The 17,023-nt window shown below is 38.5% G+C and carries 20 protein-coding genes; 10 read left to right on the top strand and 10 right to left on the bottom strand.

The window, feature by feature from the left end; genetic code table 11:
- Positions 1-84: 84 nt before the first annotated feature.
- Both glyA and iscB read right to left on the bottom strand, forming a co-directional pair.
- Positions 85-1,368, bottom strand: a complete 1,284-nt coding sequence (gene glyA, locus ACLLO5_RS14555; RefSeq protein WP_413171231.1) for a serine hydroxymethyltransferase — start codon at positions 1,366-1,368, stop codon at positions 85-87.
- Between the two features lie 273 nt (positions 1,369-1,641).
- The gene (gene iscB, locus ACLLO5_RS14550; RefSeq protein WP_413171230.1) at positions 1,642-2,925 is read right to left on the bottom strand and encodes an RNA-guided endonuclease IscB; all 1,284 of its coding nucleotides are present in this window, start codon (positions 2,923-2,925) and stop codon (positions 1,642-1,644) included.
- Positions 2,926-3,751: 826 nt separating this feature from the next.
- Between iscB and ACLLO5_RS14545 the strand changes: the two genes are divergently transcribed.
- Positions 3,752-3,949 carry a hypothetical protein gene (locus ACLLO5_RS14545; RefSeq protein WP_413171229.1) on the top strand — a complete coding sequence of 66 codons (198 nt, stop codon included), beginning with the start codon at positions 3,752-3,754 and terminating at the stop codon, positions 3,947-3,949.
- Positions 3,950-4,030: 81 nt separating this feature from the next.
- On the top strand, positions 4,031-4,510 hold the full coding sequence (locus ACLLO5_RS14540; protein WP_413171228.1) for a Tic20 family protein: 480 nt from the start codon (positions 4,031-4,033) through the stop codon (positions 4,508-4,510).
- A gap of 3 nt (positions 4,511-4,513) precedes the next feature.
- On the opposite strand, the gene ACLLO5_RS14535 is transcribed toward ACLLO5_RS14540, so the two are convergent.
- Complete coding sequence (locus tag ACLLO5_RS14535; protein ID WP_413171227.1) at positions 4,514-5,287, bottom strand: fumarylacetoacetate hydrolase family protein; 774 nt, start codon at positions 5,285-5,287, stop codon at positions 4,514-4,516.
- Positions 5,288-5,659: 372 nt separating this feature from the next.
- Between ACLLO5_RS14535 and rpsF the strand changes: the two genes are divergently transcribed.
- Together rpsF and ACLLO5_RS14525 are read left to right on the top strand one after the other, a co-directional pair.
- On the top strand, positions 5,660-5,986 hold the full coding sequence (gene rpsF, locus ACLLO5_RS14530) for a 30S ribosomal protein S6 (RefSeq protein WP_413171226.1): 327 nt from the start codon (positions 5,660-5,662) through the stop codon (positions 5,984-5,986).
- 308 nt (positions 5,987-6,294) lie between these two features.
- On the top strand, positions 6,295-6,855 hold the full coding sequence (locus tag ACLLO5_RS14525; protein ID WP_413171225.1) for an Npun_F5560 family protein: 561 nt from the start codon (positions 6,295-6,297) through the stop codon (positions 6,853-6,855).
- A 364-nt stretch (positions 6,856-7,219) separates the two neighbouring features.
- On the opposite strand, the gene ACLLO5_RS14520 is transcribed toward ACLLO5_RS14525, so the two are convergent.
- Complete coding sequence (locus ACLLO5_RS14520) at positions 7,220-7,573, bottom strand: STAS domain-containing protein (RefSeq protein ID WP_413171224.1); 354 nt, start codon at positions 7,571-7,573, stop codon at positions 7,220-7,222.
- Between the two features lie 399 nt (positions 7,574-7,972).
- Here ACLLO5_RS14520 and ACLLO5_RS14515 point away from each other — a divergent pair, with 399 nt between their 5' ends.
- Positions 7,973-8,602: a DedA family protein gene (locus ACLLO5_RS14515; protein ID WP_413171223.1), complete on the top strand. Its 630-nt coding sequence runs from the start codon at positions 7,973-7,975 to the stop codon at positions 8,600-8,602.
- A gap of 58 nt (positions 8,603-8,660) precedes the next feature.
- Here the strand turns inward: ACLLO5_RS14515 and ACLLO5_RS14510 are convergent, their stop codons facing one another.
- Positions 8,661-9,860: an argininosuccinate synthase gene (locus tag ACLLO5_RS14510; RefSeq protein WP_413171222.1), complete on the bottom strand. Its 1,200-nt coding sequence runs from the start codon at positions 9,858-9,860 to the stop codon at positions 8,661-8,663.
- Positions 9,861-10,038: 178 nt separating this feature from the next.
- On the opposite strand from ACLLO5_RS14510, the gene ACLLO5_RS14505 reads away from it, so the two are divergent.
- Positions 10,039-10,977 (top strand): glycosyltransferase family 2 protein, encoded by a 939-nt coding sequence (locus ACLLO5_RS14505; RefSeq protein ID WP_413171221.1) that lies wholly within the window; start codon positions 10,039-10,041, stop codon positions 10,975-10,977.
- A 68-nt stretch (positions 10,978-11,045) separates the two neighbouring features.
- Positions 11,046-11,540: a DUF29 domain-containing protein gene (locus ACLLO5_RS14500; RefSeq protein ID WP_413171220.1), complete on the top strand. Its 495-nt coding sequence runs from the start codon at positions 11,046-11,048 to the stop codon at positions 11,538-11,540.
- On the opposite strand, the gene ACLLO5_RS14495 is transcribed toward ACLLO5_RS14500, so the two are convergent.
- The 5 genes from ACLLO5_RS14495 to ACLLO5_RS14475 all read right to left on the bottom strand — a co-directional run bounded on the left by ACLLO5_RS14495 (position 11,532) and on the right by ACLLO5_RS14475 (position 13,551).
- A complete protein-coding gene (locus ACLLO5_RS14495) occupies positions 11,532-11,672 on the bottom strand; it encodes a DUF29 family protein (protein ID WP_413171219.1) in 141 nt (46 codons plus the stop codon). The genes ACLLO5_RS14500 and ACLLO5_RS14495 overlap by 9 nt on opposite strands.
- An 86-nt stretch (positions 11,673-11,758) precedes the next feature.
- Positions 11,759-12,112, bottom strand: coding sequence for a type II toxin-antitoxin system RelE/ParE family toxin (locus ACLLO5_RS14490; RefSeq protein ID WP_413171218.1), 354 nt, complete (start codon positions 12,110-12,112; stop codon positions 11,759-11,761).
- Positions 12,105-12,347 carry a hypothetical protein gene (locus tag ACLLO5_RS14485; protein ID WP_413171217.1) on the bottom strand — a complete coding sequence of 81 codons (243 nt, stop codon included), beginning with the start codon at positions 12,345-12,347 and terminating at the stop codon, positions 12,105-12,107. The genes ACLLO5_RS14490 and ACLLO5_RS14485 overlap by 8 nt, the downstream gene beginning before the upstream one ends.
- A 155-nt stretch (positions 12,348-12,502) precedes the next feature.
- Positions 12,503-13,111 (bottom strand): PIN domain-containing protein, encoded by a 609-nt coding sequence (locus ACLLO5_RS14480; RefSeq protein WP_413171216.1) that lies wholly within the window; start codon positions 13,109-13,111, stop codon positions 12,503-12,505.
- Complete coding sequence (locus ACLLO5_RS14475; RefSeq protein ID WP_413171215.1) at positions 13,108-13,551, bottom strand: hypothetical protein; 444 nt, start codon at positions 13,549-13,551, stop codon at positions 13,108-13,110. Before ACLLO5_RS14475 ends, ACLLO5_RS14480 begins: the two co-directional genes overlap by 4 nt.
- Before the next feature lie 287 nt (positions 13,552-13,838).
- On the opposite strand from ACLLO5_RS14475, the gene rpsB reads away from it, so the two are divergent.
- The 3 genes from rpsB to ACLLO5_RS14460 all read left to right on the top strand — a co-directional run bounded on the left by rpsB (position 13,839) and on the right by ACLLO5_RS14460 (position 16,923).
- Positions 13,839-14,633 carry a 30S ribosomal protein S2 gene (rpsB, locus tag ACLLO5_RS14470; RefSeq protein WP_413171214.1) on the top strand — a complete coding sequence of 265 codons (795 nt, stop codon included), beginning with the start codon at positions 13,839-13,841 and terminating at the stop codon, positions 14,631-14,633.
- Between the two features lie 150 nt (positions 14,634-14,783).
- Positions 14,784-15,728 carry a translation elongation factor Ts gene (tsf, locus tag ACLLO5_RS14465; protein WP_413171213.1) on the top strand — a complete coding sequence of 315 codons (945 nt, stop codon included), beginning with the start codon at positions 14,784-14,786 and terminating at the stop codon, positions 15,726-15,728.
- A 271-nt stretch (positions 15,729-15,999) separates the two neighbouring features.
- Positions 16,000-16,923, top strand: coding sequence for a hypothetical protein (locus ACLLO5_RS14460; protein ID WP_413171212.1), 924 nt, complete (start codon positions 16,000-16,002; stop codon positions 16,921-16,923).
- The last annotated feature ends 100 nt before the right edge of the window (positions 16,924-17,023 follow it).

Genomic DNA, 17,023 nt, shown 5'->3' with positions numbered 1-17,023 from the left:
AGTATCAGAATATTTTAGACCAAGGTCTTAGATTTGAGATTTGAGATAGTAATTGCAAATCCCAAATCTAAATTCTCAAATCGCTTAGGCTAGAACTGGCTGGGGAATTTCTAAATGAGGATATAAGGGGAAGCGATCGCACAATGATGCTACTCTTTGCTTACAATCCTTGGCTACTGTATCTGAATCTGGGTCAAGCAAGCGATCGCTAATAATATCACCAATTTCTCTAAATTCTGTTGCACCTAAACCTCTTGTTGTCATTGCCGGTGATCCTAGTCTCAGTCCACTGGTAACAAATGGTGATTCTGGATCAAAGGGGACAGTATTTTTATTAGCAGTAATATTCACACCGCTAACTAGCTGATCAGCTTTCTTACCAGTCATGCCGATAGAACGTAAATCTACTAACATTAAATGATTATCTGTTCCATCTGATACTAGCTTTAACCCTCTATTTTGTAGTTGGTTAGCTAAAGCGCGAGCATTTTCTATTACTTGACCAGAATAGGTTGTAAACTCTGGCTTGAGAGCTTCACCAAAAGCTACTGCTTTACCAGCAATAACGTGTTCTAATGGTCCGCCTTGAGTGCCAGGGAAAACTGATTTATCCAGCTTTTTACCTAATTCTGCATCACGGGTTAAAATCAAACCTCCTCTGGGACCCCGTAAAGTTTTGTGGGTTGTTGTTGTCACTACATCACAATAAGGAAGAGGGTTGGGATGATGTCCTGTAGCCACTAAGCCAGCAACATGAGCAATATCTGCAAGCAGGTAAGCACCTATTTCATCAGCAATGCTGCGGAATTTTTCAAAGTCTATAATTCGGGGATAAGCCGAATAACCACAAATTAATAGCTTAGGACGCTCTTTTAGGGCTAAATCACGGATTTGGTCATAGTCAAGTTGTTCTGTTTCTTTACTCACACCATAGTGACGTACTTTAAACCACTTACCGGAAACATTGACTGGTGAACCATGAGTCAGGTGTCCGCCGTGTGACAAGTCCATGCCCATAATTGTGTCCCCTGGCTCTAACAAAGTTAGAAACACAGCAAAGTTAGCTTGTGCGCCAGAATGGGGTTGAACGTTGGCATGAGCAGCACCGAATAACTGTTTAGCTCTGTCAATTGCTATTTGCTCAATTTTATCAACAAATTCACAACCGCCATAATAGCGTTTACCTGGTAAGCCTTCTGCATACTTATTAGTTAACACAGAACCTTGAGCCGCTAATACAGCAGCCGAGGTGAAGTTTTCACTGGCAATTAACTCTAAGTGGTCACGTTGACGCTGTAGTTCTTGGTTAATTAACTCACTAACAGCAGGATCGACGGATTTAAGTAGGTCTGAGTTGTTCTTATTCACGTTATGTATCCTTGTGGAAATTGGTAAAGTCTGAGATTTTTTCAGTACAGTATTAACTGTGTTATAACTGTTTTTTAATTTTCTTGAGTCTTGACTTGATTATTCAATACCAAGCTAATCAATATTTTCATCTAAACCTCCAGGAGACCCCCACCAAAACTGTACTCAGTTTGGTGATGGGAGGAATGGAGGGTTAATTGTGAAACGCCCCTTGAGTAATTTTGTGCGCCAGCACAAACAATGAGAGAGACAGTTGAGCAATTAACAAATCTGTTATTTTCCATATTCGTAACCGTCCTTTTTGTGAATTGATTTACAGTATTTGTAAGAGATACCTTGAATCAGTCCAGACACTGTTGAGATATTGAAACTACCGCTAGTCCTCACCGCTACTCGTCCGATATATGCCCCAATCTTTGTACCTTTTGTGACAACAGCTTTAACAATGTCTCCGGTTTGAAAACCATTAACAAATTTGAACCTGGGGACATATCTAGAAGGAAAACCGTATTTGTCAGTTCTGCAAGATTGTCTAGTGCCGTGACCGTTAGCTGTAATTAACAATGGTTTAACACCTTTGATATTGAGAATTGGAGTTAATTGACCAACACAAGCTGCATCAATCCAGTGCGTTTTCTCTAGTTTCTGTTGACTTCTATTGAATTTTGTTAGCCCTCCTGAACCAGTTTCTACAGGTAATCCAGTCGCTTTTAAAACTTTTAGTAATGCCAATCGAGTTGTGTTGACGGAGGCCGCATCAGCTAATGGTCTTTTGGCTTGCTTCAGGATTTTTTCTAACCTTGATGGGTCTTTTTTGAGGAAATCTTTGATATCTTTTGTTCCCTTCTTGGTATTACATTTCTCGCAACTTAAAGTGAGATTTGTAATTGAATCACTACCACCTTTGGCTCGTGGATGAATATGCTCTACTTGAAAAGGAACGTCTTTCACTCCACAGTAGGCACATTGTCTATCCCACTTTTCTAGTAAGTATTCTCTAGTTTCGTAACCAGCTAAAGTTCCTTGTTGATATTCCCTACCTTGAAGATCAGGATTAACCATTAACTGCATATCAAACCTTACTAATTCTTGACTAATCGCCCCAATTGGTGCAAATTGGCGCAACTTTTTCACCCAAGTTTTGATATTCTCAATTCGACTTTGTAAGCTCGGTGCTAACCATCCCTCTGGACGTGTTCTATTCAAGAACCTTGGTTGTCTGTAACGAGTTTTTCTTGCACGTCTAGAACGTCTTAATTGTCTTCTAGAAGTTAAAGCATCTCTAATTGCGAAGCCTCTATGTTTTAATTCAGCAGCAAATACAACCTCACCAGTTGAATCGTTAACTAATGCCATTCCCGTGAATTTTGCACCAGGATCAATCTTTAATCTCAGCGACGATACTGGGGAGTCAGGACGCGATTCTTTGAGAATAATTGTGAACGGAAACTGTCTAAATATTGCTGCTTTTTTGTTTCTTAATAGTTGTCTGGCTTGTGCAGAATGAATTGGATTTAACGGTATGAAGTTGGTATCTAAAACAAATACTTTGGACATATTGTCCCTCCTTGCGGGTAATGTTAGCTTTGACAATGTTAGAGGTCGGTAACTATCTTAAAAGCACTGGTTTAACCCTTAAGCCTGTTTAACTTTTAAGTTCTAGAGCAGGGAACTAGCTACGCATTCCCTGGTAGGTCCTTAACTCTTACCTCTAACGTAGTTCGGTCAAGAACTGAGTCTGGTCAACTAGGCTTTTACAAGCCCTCACTTACCCGAAGGGAAGTGATGGGTGGTTGACGTATCAGCAAGTTGTTTGTGAATGCTTGACGACACAAATAGGTAACTCTGTTAAAGAAATTGTTGGATAAAAATGTCATTTTATCTATCTGTTTAAACCACTTGTGACTATTTTTAATTATGTGTATTTCTACTAATCCCATTCTGACTCCAGGCATCTAACTAATACACTCGATTTTTTGTTGTCTCCGACGCGAACCGTAAATTATTGCACGAAAACTAGTAATAATGGACAGTAAATAACCAACTATGAAAATCTAAGTATTAATTTTGACTAACAAAAATCAATATCTAAAAAATATAATATACAATGAATCAAGGTGCATTTAGCAAAAATTTGCTATTGGCTACGTTTCTAGCTTGATGCTAAAAAGATCAATGGAGGTGGATTTCTTGTCTACCGCTAATTACCAAAGTTTAGCTGGAACGGGCAGAAGCCTCACGCTTCACTTTTAATAAGAAAACTATATTCTTTTCTCCCCCTGCTCTCCCTACTGGTTGGACGATGACCTCACTTTTTGCGTTGCTCCCTATCCTCCCTGGGATCAAATGTGGGTAGAAATGAGGATTTACAGGAGGTATTTGGATGCTAGTCATGTTAATGGATGATCAAATCTTTGCCCCTGAGCAGGTTTGCCAATCTTGTGTGTTGGCTAGTAACAGCGGACAGCCGCGTTGGGATGGGGGGCAACTGCGCTGTGGTCAAGCTATTCGCAAATTTGCTGAACAGCGGTCAGAACAGTATGAGTGTGTGATGGGTTTTCGGATTGCCCATATAAAATAATCTAATTATCCAGCAATATCAAGCAATTGCGTTATCCTATGGTCAAATAGCTATTGAAATTTAGCCATAGGAGAATTTACTATGTCTTGGCGCGGATCGACAACTGTTCCTGACCGAATTTTCGCTTGTTTGCCGTATTTGCTACCTTTAATTGACAGTCTGATGTTTAGTAGCTCTTTGCTTAAACAGTTTCCTGTATTGGCAATACTGCTTTTACCACTACAACCAGTGCTAATAATTTACGCTGGTCTAGGGCAAATTGGCCAAATAATTGTGTTTTTTGCCATGTTTATCTTGGTGGTGAGAAACGAAAAAATCAGTCATTTCATTCGTTTTAACACGATGCAGGCCATACTTTTAGATATTGTGATATTTTTGTGTTCCATTTTACTGCGAATTTTAACTCCGATTCCTGGGACTGGGTTTGCCATAGAAACTTTGGCCAATACTATATTTTTAGGTATTGTGGCATCTGTTTTTTATTCTGTGTTTCAGTCTCTGATGGGACGCTATGCGGAAATTCCAGCAATTTCTGATGCTGTTTATATGCAAGTGCGTTAGAGGTTAACGGGTTATCACACTATTTTCTAGGCGACCAATACCTTCTATTTCTACTCGAACGCGATCGCCTACATTTAATGAACCCACCCCAAATGGTGTACCTGTTAGCACCACATCCCCAGGTAATAGTGTCATCACTTGACTAATATAAGACACTAGAAAATCTGGGGAGAAAACCATCTGATCAATACAAGCTGATTGGACTGGATGGGGATCGTCATTCAAAAAGGTCTGTAATCTAGCTCCTGGATTTAATTCTCGGACAATCCAAGGACCTAAAGGACAGAATGTATCAAAACCTTTAGCTCGTGTCCATTGGGCATCTTTTTTTTGTAAATCCCTGGCTGTGACATCATTGGCTATGGTGTAACCCCAAATTTTGGTTTGGGCTTCTTCTGGTGTACAGTCACAGGTGCGATCGCCTATTACTAATGCTAACTCGCCTTCATAGTCTACTCTTTGCGACTGCGGAGGATACTTAATTTCTCTTTCCGAAGCAATTACAGATGTAGGCGGTTTGAAGAATATCAATGGTTCAGCAGGTACAGAACTTCCCATCTCTGCTGCATGGTCGGCATAATTCTTGCCTACCGCCACAATTTTAGAAGGAGAACAAGGAGCCAGAATTTGGTATTTGTCTGGTTCCAAAATAAAATCACTGGGCTGACCATCCAACCAAGGTGGAGCATCTAGAACTTCCACGTTAAATGATGGTTGCAGCAACCCATAGTAAATTTTGCCTTCTTGACTCTTAACTCGCACGTAGCGTTGCGCCATAACCTTGATGAATATCCTTAAAAGACCCAAATTTCGGTTGATTTGGCTTAATGATTTAAATTGAAAACTGGTAAGATTATAGGATAAATGCTAAAAATTCCGTCATAAACCCCAAGCCTAAAGGTGTAGGCGGGAAAAGCCCTAATCAGACCAGACCAAGTACCTTGGGTACTACGTTAGAGGCGAGAGTTCAAGACCTTTAACTCCAAAACTCCAGGGATGAAAACTACCATCAAAGTTTATCTTGCTGTTAATTGTGTTAATATAGTATTCCTTGTTGCTTCAGATGTTAATTTGTACCAGCAGTGTTTAGATAATACCTGTATACAGTAGCATCAGCAGCCTTTTTGTCCATAAGGTGACTAGAAATATATGACGACCGTTTACGAAACAATGTACATTCTCCGCCCTGACTTGGGAGATGAGCAAGTAGAGCAAGCCGTAGCTAAATATCAAAACTTATTAACTGAACAAGGCGCTCAGAATATCGAAATTCAAAATCGCGGTAAACGTCGTCTTGCTTATGAAATCAATCGGCATCGTGACGGCATCTACATCCAATTTAACTATACAGCCCCAGCAACTGCGATCGCACCTGTAGAACGTGCCATGAGGCTGAGTGAAGAAGTAATTCGCTACATGACAACTAAGCAAGTAGTGCGTGAAGAGAAAACTGCCAAAGAAGCTGTAACAGCCTAAAAATTGCTAAGTGGGGAATTCCTGAAGAATTCCTCACTAAAAGCCTACCAATATTTTTTCTATCACAGACATATTGCTTGCTATACAGTAATATTTGAGACTTCAAACGCCAATTAACAGTAATTTTAGATAAATTCGCATATTTGAACAGTTGTCAATTTCTCGTAATTGCGGTATGTTTTTCATAAAATAGTGCAGTAAGTGTTTTTCCCCTAACTTATCATGTATAGGAGAAAACAGGACAGCATAAATCATGAATTTATTTTACAGACTATTATCGCAATCATACTTAAGAGATGTAAGCCACTGTGAGCCAATCTGACACCCCCAATATCCAAGCTCTATCAACTGAAGTATCGCAGTTGCGTCAAGAGTTGCAACTTAGAGACCAATTAGTGCAACAGTTATCTCAAGAACTGTTCCGTCTGGTAAAAGGAAATACCAGTTTTATCCCTCAACGGTCTGAAACCGAGTGCGATTTGAGTCAATTAGAAGCTTTGAGAGAACAACTTCAAGCTGTCGAACAGCAAGTAACTTTCTATCAAGAGCAAATTACATCTCGTGACTCGGAAATTCACCAATTGCGACAATCAGTTCAAGAACTCACTGATCGTAGTCGGATGTTGGAGCAAGTAGTCCAAGAATTACCGCAAATTTATCGTCGGAAATTTGAGGAAAGGATGACTCCAGTGAGAGATAAAGTAGCAATGCTACAGAGAGAAAATCGACAACTACAAGCAGAATTACAAAGTGTCAGTTATCGGTTAGCACTAAAAACACGACACGCGAGTCATAGTGGTATAGATTTACCCAATTTTTCTAGTTCTATATCCGGACAAAACACTATATCTGCTCCTCAAAATGCCTAAATTTACGACAGGGAACAAGAGTGTTGAAATGATCTTTTGCATCCCTGACGCAAACAATTTTTAATTGTTTTAATTTTGAATGTTGCTGCTTAAATTTTTACAACCTAGTTGCTAAACCTCTATTTAAGCTAGTACAGCACGGCGTGAATAAACCACCCATTTAAAACTGTTGAAAACCTGAAATTATAGTCATTGTGAATTTTGAATTCCGCCTTGTGTTACTAGAGATTTCTTAGGTTAAATAGAGATTTAGCCTCCTAGATCCAGAATTTAAACGGTAATCATATTGGGTAATTTTCTAACAAGGTAAAAAAATCAAAGATGTTGTTTAACCTGGCTAATTTGTTCTGAGCAAAATCGAGCTTTAGCCTGCTTTTACCAGACTTTGCTCATTGAGGCTAGAAAATATATCTTCGTAATTGTTAACTATCTCAAACACTGAATCTAGATGAGTAAGTTCCAAAATTAATCTTACAGGAGCATGAACATTGCAAAGAACTAAACGACAACCTATTTGACGTACCGTTTTTAGTGCTTGGACAAGAGGAACTAAACCAGAACTATCCATAAAATCAACTTCTGCTAGATCAATAACCCAAAGCTGGTTAGGCAGAGGGGTTACTCCAGCCATCTCTTTGCTCAAGGCAGTACCAACTTCTAAGTCTATACTTGCTTGTGGTTTGAACAAAATAACCTGGCGTTCTTGTGTAAGAGTCATGAATTTAACTGGGTAGTTGAACTGGGCAATTGAAACCTTAAAAGAAGGGATACTACATCACTACTAATTAAGTTTTAACAGTGTAATTACTGTTTTCACCCGATTCTTCGGGACTTGATGTAATTATAGTTGATACGATCTGATACAGAAATGACAACGTATAATTTTTGATAGATAGCTCCAGTATAAGCATTAATGCTTCAGTATTTCAGTAGCGAATTTAACTATTCTGAAATTTTTATAACTTTTATATATTTTTATAACTTTTATATAAGAAAATCTGAGTAGTGCAGATCAAAAAGACAACAAATGATTTTTTGTCGCATTTTGATTGACACTCTCACCATAAACAAGCCAAGATATACTAAAGGTAAAAATTTGTAAAGTCGGCGGTGCTGGATGTCTTTTGAGCTAATTTCACTAGAAAACATCCAAGAATTTGCTCAATCTTACGGTTATTGGGCAATTTTTTTGGGAATTTTGCTAGAGAATTTGGGCATTCCTCTTCCCGGTGAAACCGTGACTCTAGTAGGTGGTTTCTTAGCTGGTAGTGATGAACTTAATTACTGGCTTGTTCTGGGTGACGCTGTTACAGGTGCTGTAATTGGCGGTAATTGCGGTTATTGGATTGGTAGGGTTGGTGGTTGGCCTTTCCTACTACAAGTTGGAAAGATATTCCGCATATCTGAAGCACGACTATTAAGTATTAAAGATCAATTTAGTGAAAATGCTGCTAAAGCTGTATTTTTTGGTCGCTTTTTCGCCTTACTGAGGATTTTTGCATCGCCACTTGCTGGTATAGCTGAAATGCCCTTCGGGAAATTTTTGGTATATAACTTAGCAGGGGCAACTGCCTGGGCTGGTGTCATGGTGACGTTGGCTTTCTTTGCTGGCAGAATTGTTTCGCTAGAACAATTAGTTGCTTGGGTAAGTCAATTTGCTATTTTAGCGTTACTTATTCTAGTGGCTGTGATTGTTGTGCCTATTTGGTGGGAATCCCGCCAAGTTAAGCATCAAACTGGGGATTAGGTGATTGGGGTTGGGGACTGGAATTTCATTATTCTCACCCCATCACCCCATCACCCTATCACTTGTTACTCTGCGCCCAAATGCGGGTAGGTAGACCCCAGACGTAGATAAAGCCTTCTGCGGCTTTGTGATCGAATTGATCTTCTGCTCCGTAGGTGGCTAAATCAGGAGTGTAAAGGGAATTATCACTCCAGCGACCAACTATGGTGGCGTTACCTTTGAACAGTTTTAAGCGCACAACACCAGAAACTTTTTCTTGTGTCTGTTGAATAAATGCATCTATTGCAGCTTTGAGAGGACTGTACCAAAGTCCGTTGTATACTATTTTGGTGTAAGTTTCTTCAATACCCCGCTTGTATTGGGTAACATCTGCTGTTAAGGTCAGGCTTTCTAAATCACGGTGGGCATTGATGAGAACTACCATTGCAGGTGATTCGTAGATTTCCCGTGATTTGATACCTACTAGGCGGTTTTCAATCATGTCAATCCGCCCAATACCATGATTTCCTATGATTTGATTGAGTTGTTCAATTAATTCAACAGGGTTTTTGGATGTACCGTTGATGGTCGTAGGAATACCTTTTTGGAAGCCAATTTCTAGATATTCTGGTTCGTCAGGAGTATCTGCTATGGCTTTGGTCATTTCATAGATTTCTTCTGGTGGCTCGTTTGCTGGATCTTCCAACGTACCAGCTTCAATACTGCGACCAAGCAAGTTTTTATCTATACTGAAGGGAGAGGATTTTTTCACGGGTGCAGGAATACCAAATTGCTCACCGTAAGCTATGGTTTGTTCTCGACTCATTCCCCATTCTCTAGCTGGGGCGAGAATTTTCAGATTGGGATTGAGGGCTGTACAGGAAACATCAAAACGTACTTGGTCGTTACCTTTACCTGTGCAACCGTGAGCGATCGCATCAGCACCATATTTCTCTGCTGTTTCTACCAGAATCTTAGCAATTAACGGTCTAGCTAGGGCTGTTCCTAGAGGATAGCGATTTTCATACAAAGCATTGGCTTGAATGGCGGGAAATGCGTACTCTGTCACAAAACTTTCTTTGACATCCGCTACTAGGGATTCACTCGCACCAGATTTGAGAGCTTTTTCTCGCACTGGTTCTAATTCATCTCCCTGACCTAAATCTGCTGCTAGGGTAATTACCTCTTCAACTCCCCACTCTTTTTTCAAGTAGGGTATGCAAACAGAAGTATCAACTCCACCAGAATATGCTAAGACAACCTTTTTGGCGCGACCCATCAGTTTCTCCAGTTGGGAAAACAAACAATGAGTCATTATTATATCTGACTACACAGTATATATTTTCATGATGCAACAGGGATCTAATTAAAATTTCTCAATTCCAAATCAAGAAACCGTGACCTTGTGATATTTGTCATATTCTAAGAATATAAATAATTGCATTTTGGGTGAAACTGTGTTTTTTAGTGTTGTAATTCCAACTTATAATCGTCTACCGATTTTGCAAAAATGCCTGCGTGCTTTGGAGTCACAGCAATTGAGAGATGATCACCTTGTCCAAGGTTATGAGGTGGTTTTGGTCGATGATGGTTCTACTGATGGAACTTTGAACTGGTTAGCAGAACATCAAGATGAGTTTCCTCATGTACGTTGTTTTGAACAAGATCATGCTGGCCCTGCTGCGGCGCGAAATTTGGGAGTAGAACAAGCACTAGGAGACACAATTATTTTTATTGATAGTGATTTAGTAGTTTTGTCTAATTTCTTGCAAGCTCATACAGATGCTTTGTTACAGGGAAAAGAGAAATTAGGGAGCGACAGCTTTTTTACCTACGGTGCGGTAATTAACACCTGTAATTTTGAAAATCCTACTTCTGAACCTTATAAAATCACAGATTTTTCTGCGGCTTTTTTTGCAACAGGTAATGTCGCTATTCCTAAATATTGGTTAGAAAAAGCGGGTTTATTTGATACTGGTTTTCAACTTTATGGTTGGGAAGATTTGGAGTTAGGTGTGAGATTAAAAAATTTAGGTTTGCAATTAATTAAATGTCCTGAAGCTGTTGGTTATCATTGGCATCCGGCATTTAGTTTACAACAAATTCCCAAGTTAATAGACCAAGAAATTCAACGGGGAAGGATGGGTGTTTTGTTTTATCAAAAACATCCTACCTGGGAAGTAAAAATGATGATTCAAATGACTTGGTTTCATCGTTTGTTGTGGGGAATTTTATCTTTAAATGGGTTGTTGAATGAAAAAACAATGGCTCCTTTTTTGCAGTGGTTGATTAATTTGGGTAAGCCGCAGTTGGCGTTGGAAATCGCGCGGATTTTTTTGAATTGGTATAACGTCAAGGGTGTTTATGCAGCTTATGCTGAGATGGAGAATAAATGATTTTCTCACGCAGAGACGCAAAGGAAGGAAAGATATAATAAAAGCATACAAATTAGCAGGATTTGATTATGCAAACACCTCACATTGAAGAATCACGGTTACAAGAAAGTGAAAATCTCTATGAAAGTGATTTTTATGCTTGGACTCAACAACAGGTTGATCTGTTGCTTCATCAACAATGGAATCAGCTTGATGTTGTAAATTTGGTTGAGGAGATTTTATCTTTGGGGAGAAGAGAACGTCAAGAATTGAGAAATCGTTTGGGGATTTTACTTGGTAATTTATTAAAGTGGGAATATCAACCAAATAAACGCAGTCGGAGTTGGTTAGCAACTATTAGAATTCAAAGACGGGATATTTTAAAGTTACTCAATGATAATCCTAGTTTACAGTCTTATGTTGTAGAAGCAATTACAGCAGCTTATCAAAATGGGAGAGATTTAGCAGCAGGAGAAACAAATCTTCCTTTTGCAACTTTTCCAGAACAGTGTTTATATTTATGGGAAGATGTTATGAGTAATAGTTTTTATCCTGGTCTTCCTGTAAGTGATGATTTAAAATAATAAACTTTTTATCTCATTGATAAAGCTATCATGCTGAATCTTTAATTTAAGCAGGCGAATTAAGAGAATTTTTAGATTACTTTTGAGAGCATTTTTTTCTGATTTACCCAATTCTATTAATTCCTCAACCAACTATCTTATCAGTAAATAGGGTTAATTAGTAAGTAGGTTGGGTTGAGGTAACGAAACCCAACATTTTTAATAGTTGCTGGTAATAATTATTCCATAACTTGTTCTATAATTGCTCTAATATTCACAACACCAATATCCTCTTGATCTGACTTGGAATAAACTGTTAACAAAATAATACTGTCAGCAGTTTGTAAATAATAAATAAGCCGATATCCGGCACTTTTGCCTTTTTGAATATTGCTATTTTTAATCCTCACCTTATAAACTTGATATTCTTCTCCTAACCCTACAAGTTGATCGCCTATAATTTCCCCTTGCTGCAACTGTAAAATAACGGGTTCAATATCATCACGAATTTTTCGATAACGTTTTGATAGTTTATACAGTTGCTTTTCAAATTCAGGAGAAAACTGAACTGAGATATTATTTATATCATTCACTTTCAATTCTCTCCCATAACTCAGAAATATATCTAGTTTGACCAGATTTAACTTCTTGAAAAGCTCTTGTTAAACTCTCTTCTATTTCCGCAATTGGAGTATCATCAGGATCATGATCACTTGCTTCTGGTAAAAGAATAATTACCTTGACTTCCTGAAAATCATCAATTCCTAAAGGATGATCTAAGGTTAATTTTCCTTGTTGAATTTTACCTGTCACTTCTAAGGCTTTCATATTTTTTACCTAGTTGTAGTCATAACCTATGATTTTCATAAATCGGTAAATCATCTTATATTTTATCACATTAAATTATTGATTAAAACTTATTTTATATCAATTTTCATGGTGTAAGGATTTAGCAATGCTAAACCCCTACATTCTGACATTTACTATTGTTCATTTAACCGTCCTTGTAAATTAGATACTTTACTAAAATAATTAATTCCCACATTAGCTAATACCTGTTGAATATTAGTATTATCAAAGTCCTTAGTATTTTCACTAAAAAATATTTTGGGAATTGATAAATTATTCTGAGCATGAGATAAAATCACCTGTAAAATAAAATCATCTCGCTTTTGATTTCTACCGGGTATTAAAGGAGCATTTAAGGTATTTTCTAACATTTCAATACTTGGTTCAATCAATTCACTATGATTTTTCAGATATTCGAGAATCTTCAAAAAACGTTTTCTAAAATCACGTAGTAATTTTCCATGGTCAATCAAACAAAGTTCTAAATAATTGACGAAAGAATCAGAATTGGCTAATTCTTTATTCCTCTTACCTTCATTCATCTCTATTTGAATACTTTGAGAAAAAGATTGACTACGTTTTTCTTCTCTTTCTATCGCTACTAGGGTTTCCATCAAGCAAATACTGGGAATCACAAACTTGATTTTATCTGAAGATTGATAAACAAAATCTTCTAATTCTTTATTTCTTCCTTTGGCAATTGCCATGATGGAATTAGTTTCTAAATAAATAATAATTATCATAATAATTGTAGCTCCTCTGTAGTGATATCATCCAAAAGAGCAAATAAACCAATTTCCTTCATTTCCTCAATGTAAGGAGGGTTTTCACTTTTCCAATGATAATCTAAATCTCTTAACCAAGATTGAATTAAAGTGATTAAAGTAGATTGATAGATAATTCCTTCGATACTATCTGCATCATAAAATCCTAAAACTTTTTTAGTATCAAATCTCGCTACTTCTTCAAAATTCAGACTTTTAAAGATTCTGATGACATTGGAGTTCACAAACATTAAAAAAGGAATATGTTTGTATTTCTCCATTTCTAATATATTCAGTTCTGGGGAAGCATACATGGCGGAAAATCTCACATCTATCATCAAAATAGGTTGTTCATCCTTATTTTTCGCCACAATTGCTGGGTCAAAATCAATTGCGGTAGGTGGTTGTATCTTGAACATGGTATTTACCCTCGTTATTCAACAGAGCTAATATTTTTATTATAAATAAATGCTTAATTTATAATCACAGAATTATTTATTTTATGACTCTATTTTTTCTTTTAGTTTATAAATTTGTTGTTCAGCAAATCTACGCCAGCACTAAAAAAATCTATGTTTCTCACCAAGTCAACAGATTTGTGCTACCCTAGTATAGTTGTCTAAATTCCGCACATCCGGGAATTCGGGTGTTTCCGTTATGGAAATGCACCTGGGTGGAGGTTTAACCCGAATAGGAGTAAGAAAATATGCCAGTTGTTTCTTTGGCTCAGATGATGGAGTCAGGTGTTCACTTTGGGCATCAAACCCGACGTTGGAACCCGAAGATGTCTCCTTACATCTACACTTCCCGCAATGGTGTACATATCATTGATTTGGTGCAAACAGCCCAGTTGATGGATAATGCCTACAACTATATGCGATCGCAAGCAGAGCAAGGGAAGAAATTCTTGTTCGTTGGCACAAAGCGCCAAGCAGCAGGGATTATTGCTCAAGAAGCTACCCGTTGTGGTTCTCACTACATTAACCAACGTTGGTTAGGTGGAATGCTCACTAACTGGGCTACTATCAAAACCAGAGCAGAACGTCTCAAAGATTTAGAACGTCGGGAAGAAAACGGCGCACTAGATTTATTACCCAAGAAAGAAGCGTCAATGCTACGTCGGGAAATGACGAAGCTGCAAAAATACTTGGGTGGCATTAAAAATATGCGGAAAGTTCCTGATGTGGTGATTATTGTTGACCAACGTCGGGAGTATAACGCGGTTCAAGAATGCGAAAAATTGGGTATTCCTATTGTGTCCATGTTGGATACAAACTGTGACCCAGATGTAGTAGATATTCCCATTCCAGCCAATGATGACGCAATCAGATCAATTAAGTTGATTGTTGGCAAATTAGCAGATGCTATTTATGAAGGCCGTCATGGTCAGCTGGAAGCGGAAGGAGATTACGAAGATTACGAAGGCGCTGAAGAAGATTACGATTACGATGAAAGTGAGTACACTGATGCGCTGATTCCCGACGAGGAAGAAGAAGAATAAGCAGAAGTTAGTCAGGGCGTATGGCAATACGCCCTCTGAAGAATAGCCTATGAAACTTCATCGCTTTTCTTCACCAGCCCTGAGTAAGATAGAAATACTCAACACCCGTGAGCGATCACAACTCTAGGTCAAGTTAGGAATTGAGGCAACATGGCGGAAATATCTGCAAAACTCGTCCAAGAGCTACGCCAAAAAACCGGTGCTGGCATGATGGACTGCAAAAAGGCGTTGAAAGAAACAGAAGGCAATATTGACGAAGCTATAGACTGGCTACGTAAAAAAGGTATTGCCAAGGCAGATAAAGCAAGCGATCGCATCGCAGCAGAAGGTCTAGTAGACACCTACATTCAACCTGATGGTCAAGTAGGTGTACTCATAGAAGTCAACTGCCAAACAGATTTTGTTGCCCGTAACGAGGCTTTTAAATCTTTAGTTAAGAACCTGGCAAAACAAGCTGCAACAGCTGATAGTGTGGAGTCTTTGTTGACTCAACCCTATATTCAAGATGCCAACGTGACTGTAGATCAATTTATCAAGCAAGTAATTGCTACCCTGGGTGAAAATATTCAGGTGCGTCGCTTTGTAAATTTTTCTACAGCACAAGGCGCATCAGGCATAGTAGACAGCTACATTCATACTGGTGGTCGAGTTGGTGTTTTGGTTGAACTCAATGCCCAAACTCAATCAGCTGCTGGTAATGAAGATGTCCGCAGCTTGGCTAAAAATACAGCAATGCAAGTTGCGGCTTGTCCTAATGTCGAGTATGTGAGTATAGACAAAATCCCTGCCGAAGTTATTTCAAAAGAAAAAGCTATCGAAATGGGCAAGGATGATTTGGGCAACAAACCAGAGAACATTAAAGAAAAAATTGTTCAAGGACGGATTGACAAACGCCTTAAAGAAATGACTTTGCTGGATCAACCTTATATCCGTGACCAAAATATCTCGGTAGAAGAATTGGTGAAGCAAGTTAAATCTAAAGTAGGTGAAGAGATCCAAGTGCATCGCTTTGTGCGCTATGTACTAGGTGAAGGCATTGAAAAGAACGAGATTAGCTTTGCTGAAGAAGTTGCTGCTCAAATGGGCGCTAAGTAATTTAGTCATTAGTAATTTAGTCATTAGTCATTAGTCAGTTGTTATACATTTATAATTAACAATTAACTAAAGGCTTTTGACTATCAGCTTTTGATTAATTGTTACGGAAATAACAGGTCTAGCAAGCTTTGCTGGCCTGTATTTTATTGGAATTCAGTACACTAGAGGTAATTGAAAATCTCAAATCCTGTGTTTGTGAATGTGGCAGTGATTTGAAGTAAGCAATTGTTAACATTTTTGTATTGGTTCAGATGGAAAATAACGAGAAGATATGGCCAGAGCAATTGAGCGAATAGAACAGGATATTACAATGCTAAAAGAGGCGATTAGAGCGATCGCCACTGAACTCCACAGCAATTATGTTAGTTATTTAAATATACTGGGCAAATCCTTACAAAAACAGTTGATTTTGGCAGCTTATCACCTTTGTACTCAGGGATATGCTGACAAGTTTCTCAAGTTGTCATTGAGTCAACGGCAAAAATTACAACAAGGTATTCGTAAATTAGGTCAAAAAGGCGCTGAACAGCTGCTTGTTTATATTCAGGGAGAGGCTACTCAGGAATCTGAGGAAAATCAGACCCATGAAGAACATGAAGAACATCAGGAAATTGAGGAATCCCAGGAAATTGACGAAAGTGAAAATAATCCCTTTAGCTTCAGCACTCCTCCATCGACGGAAACCACTAATAGGGAGGCTGCTTCACTAAAGTCCAAAATCCCAAATCCCAAATATTTAGACCCTTCCAACCCTGTAGATCTGGCAGAATGGCATCAGGATTTGGAAGCAGGAATTCAGGAAACGCTAAAAAAAATTTCCCATGATGCTAATGTTTTGTTTCAAAAAGCTGGGATTTTACCCAACAAATTACCAGAACCAATTTTAGCAGCAGCGGCCGCAGCCTCAGAAGTTTCTGGTGAGATGATACCGGGTCCTCCCAACCTATTAAACATAGTTATAGAAATTAGTAGTGAGCAGGAAGCAGAAGAAGCTCGTTTGACGCAACTGACGACTATTAACTTGCGACTGGGAGAAATTGAATTTGCTGATACCACACTCTTGTCAGGGCGCAAGCAAATCCGTAATACTTTACTTCAGTTGAGTAAATTGGGACGAGATTATCAAAAAAAGCAACGAGAACTAAAAGTTGCAGAAGCAGAAGCTGCTTGGCGTGCTAGTTGGTTTGAGGACTAGTTGTAGGTGACAGGTGACAGGTGACAGGTGACAGGTGACAGCAAAGAGTGGTAGGGGAGCAGGGGAGCAGAGGAGCAGAGGAGATAAATAGCCCAATGAC

The sequence above is a fragment of the Anabaena azotica SJ-1 genome (assembly GCF_047275885.1).
Taxonomy (GTDB): domain Bacteria; phylum Cyanobacteriota; class Cyanobacteriia; order Cyanobacteriales; family Nostocaceae; genus Trichormus_B; species Trichormus_B azotica_A.
The sequence above is the reverse complement of the archived record's forward strand: the minus strand, read 5'-3'. Positions and strand labels throughout refer to the sequence as shown.

Coding starts and splice junctions, on each gene's coding strand:
- ACLLO5_RS14520 (WP_413171224.1), bottom strand. CDS start 7,573: ATGACTCTTACACAAGAACGCCAGGTTATTTTGTTCAAACCACAAGCA.
- ACLLO5_RS14485 (WP_413171217.1), bottom strand. CDS start 12,347: ATGAAAGCCTTAGAAGTGACAGGTAAAATTCAACAAGGAAAATTAACC.
- ACLLO5_RS14535 (WP_413171227.1), bottom strand. CDS start 5,287: ATGGCGCAACGCTACGTGCGAGTTAAGAGTCAAGAAGGCAAAATTTAC.
- ACLLO5_RS14510 (WP_413171222.1), bottom strand. CDS start 9,860: ATGGGTCGCGCCAAAAAGGTTGTCTTAGCATATTCTGGTGGAGTTGAT.
- ACLLO5_RS14500 (WP_413171220.1), top strand. CDS start 11,046: ATGCAAACACCTCACATTGAAGAATCACGGTTACAAGAAAGTGAAAAT.
- ACLLO5_RS14540 (WP_413171228.1), top strand. CDS start 4,031: ATGTCTTGGCGCGGATCGACAACTGTTCCTGACCGAATTTTCGCTTGT.
- rpsF (WP_413171226.1), top strand. CDS start 5,660: ATGACGACCGTTTACGAAACAATGTACATTCTCCGCCCTGACTTGGGA.
- tsf (WP_413171213.1), top strand. CDS start 14,784: ATGGCGGAAATATCTGCAAAACTCGTCCAAGAGCTACGCCAAAAAACC.
- ACLLO5_RS14480 (WP_413171216.1), bottom strand. CDS start 13,111: ATGATAATTATTATTTATTTAGAAACTAATTCCATCATGGCAATTGCC.
- ACLLO5_RS14460 (WP_413171212.1), top strand. CDS start 16,000: ATGGCCAGAGCAATTGAGCGAATAGAACAGGATATTACAATGCTAAAA.
- ACLLO5_RS14545 (WP_413171229.1), top strand. CDS start 3,752: ATGCTAGTCATGTTAATGGATGATCAAATCTTTGCCCCTGAGCAGGTT.
- ACLLO5_RS14515 (WP_413171223.1), top strand. CDS start 7,973: ATGTCTTTTGAGCTAATTTCACTAGAAAACATCCAAGAATTTGCTCAA.
- ACLLO5_RS14475 (WP_413171215.1), bottom strand. CDS start 13,551: ATGTTCAAGATACAACCACCTACCGCAATTGATTTTGACCCAGCAATT.
- rpsB (WP_413171214.1), top strand. CDS start 13,839: ATGCCAGTTGTTTCTTTGGCTCAGATGATGGAGTCAGGTGTTCACTTT.
- iscB (WP_413171230.1), bottom strand. CDS start 2,925: ATGTCCAAAGTATTTGTTTTAGATACCAACTTCATACCGTTAAATCCA.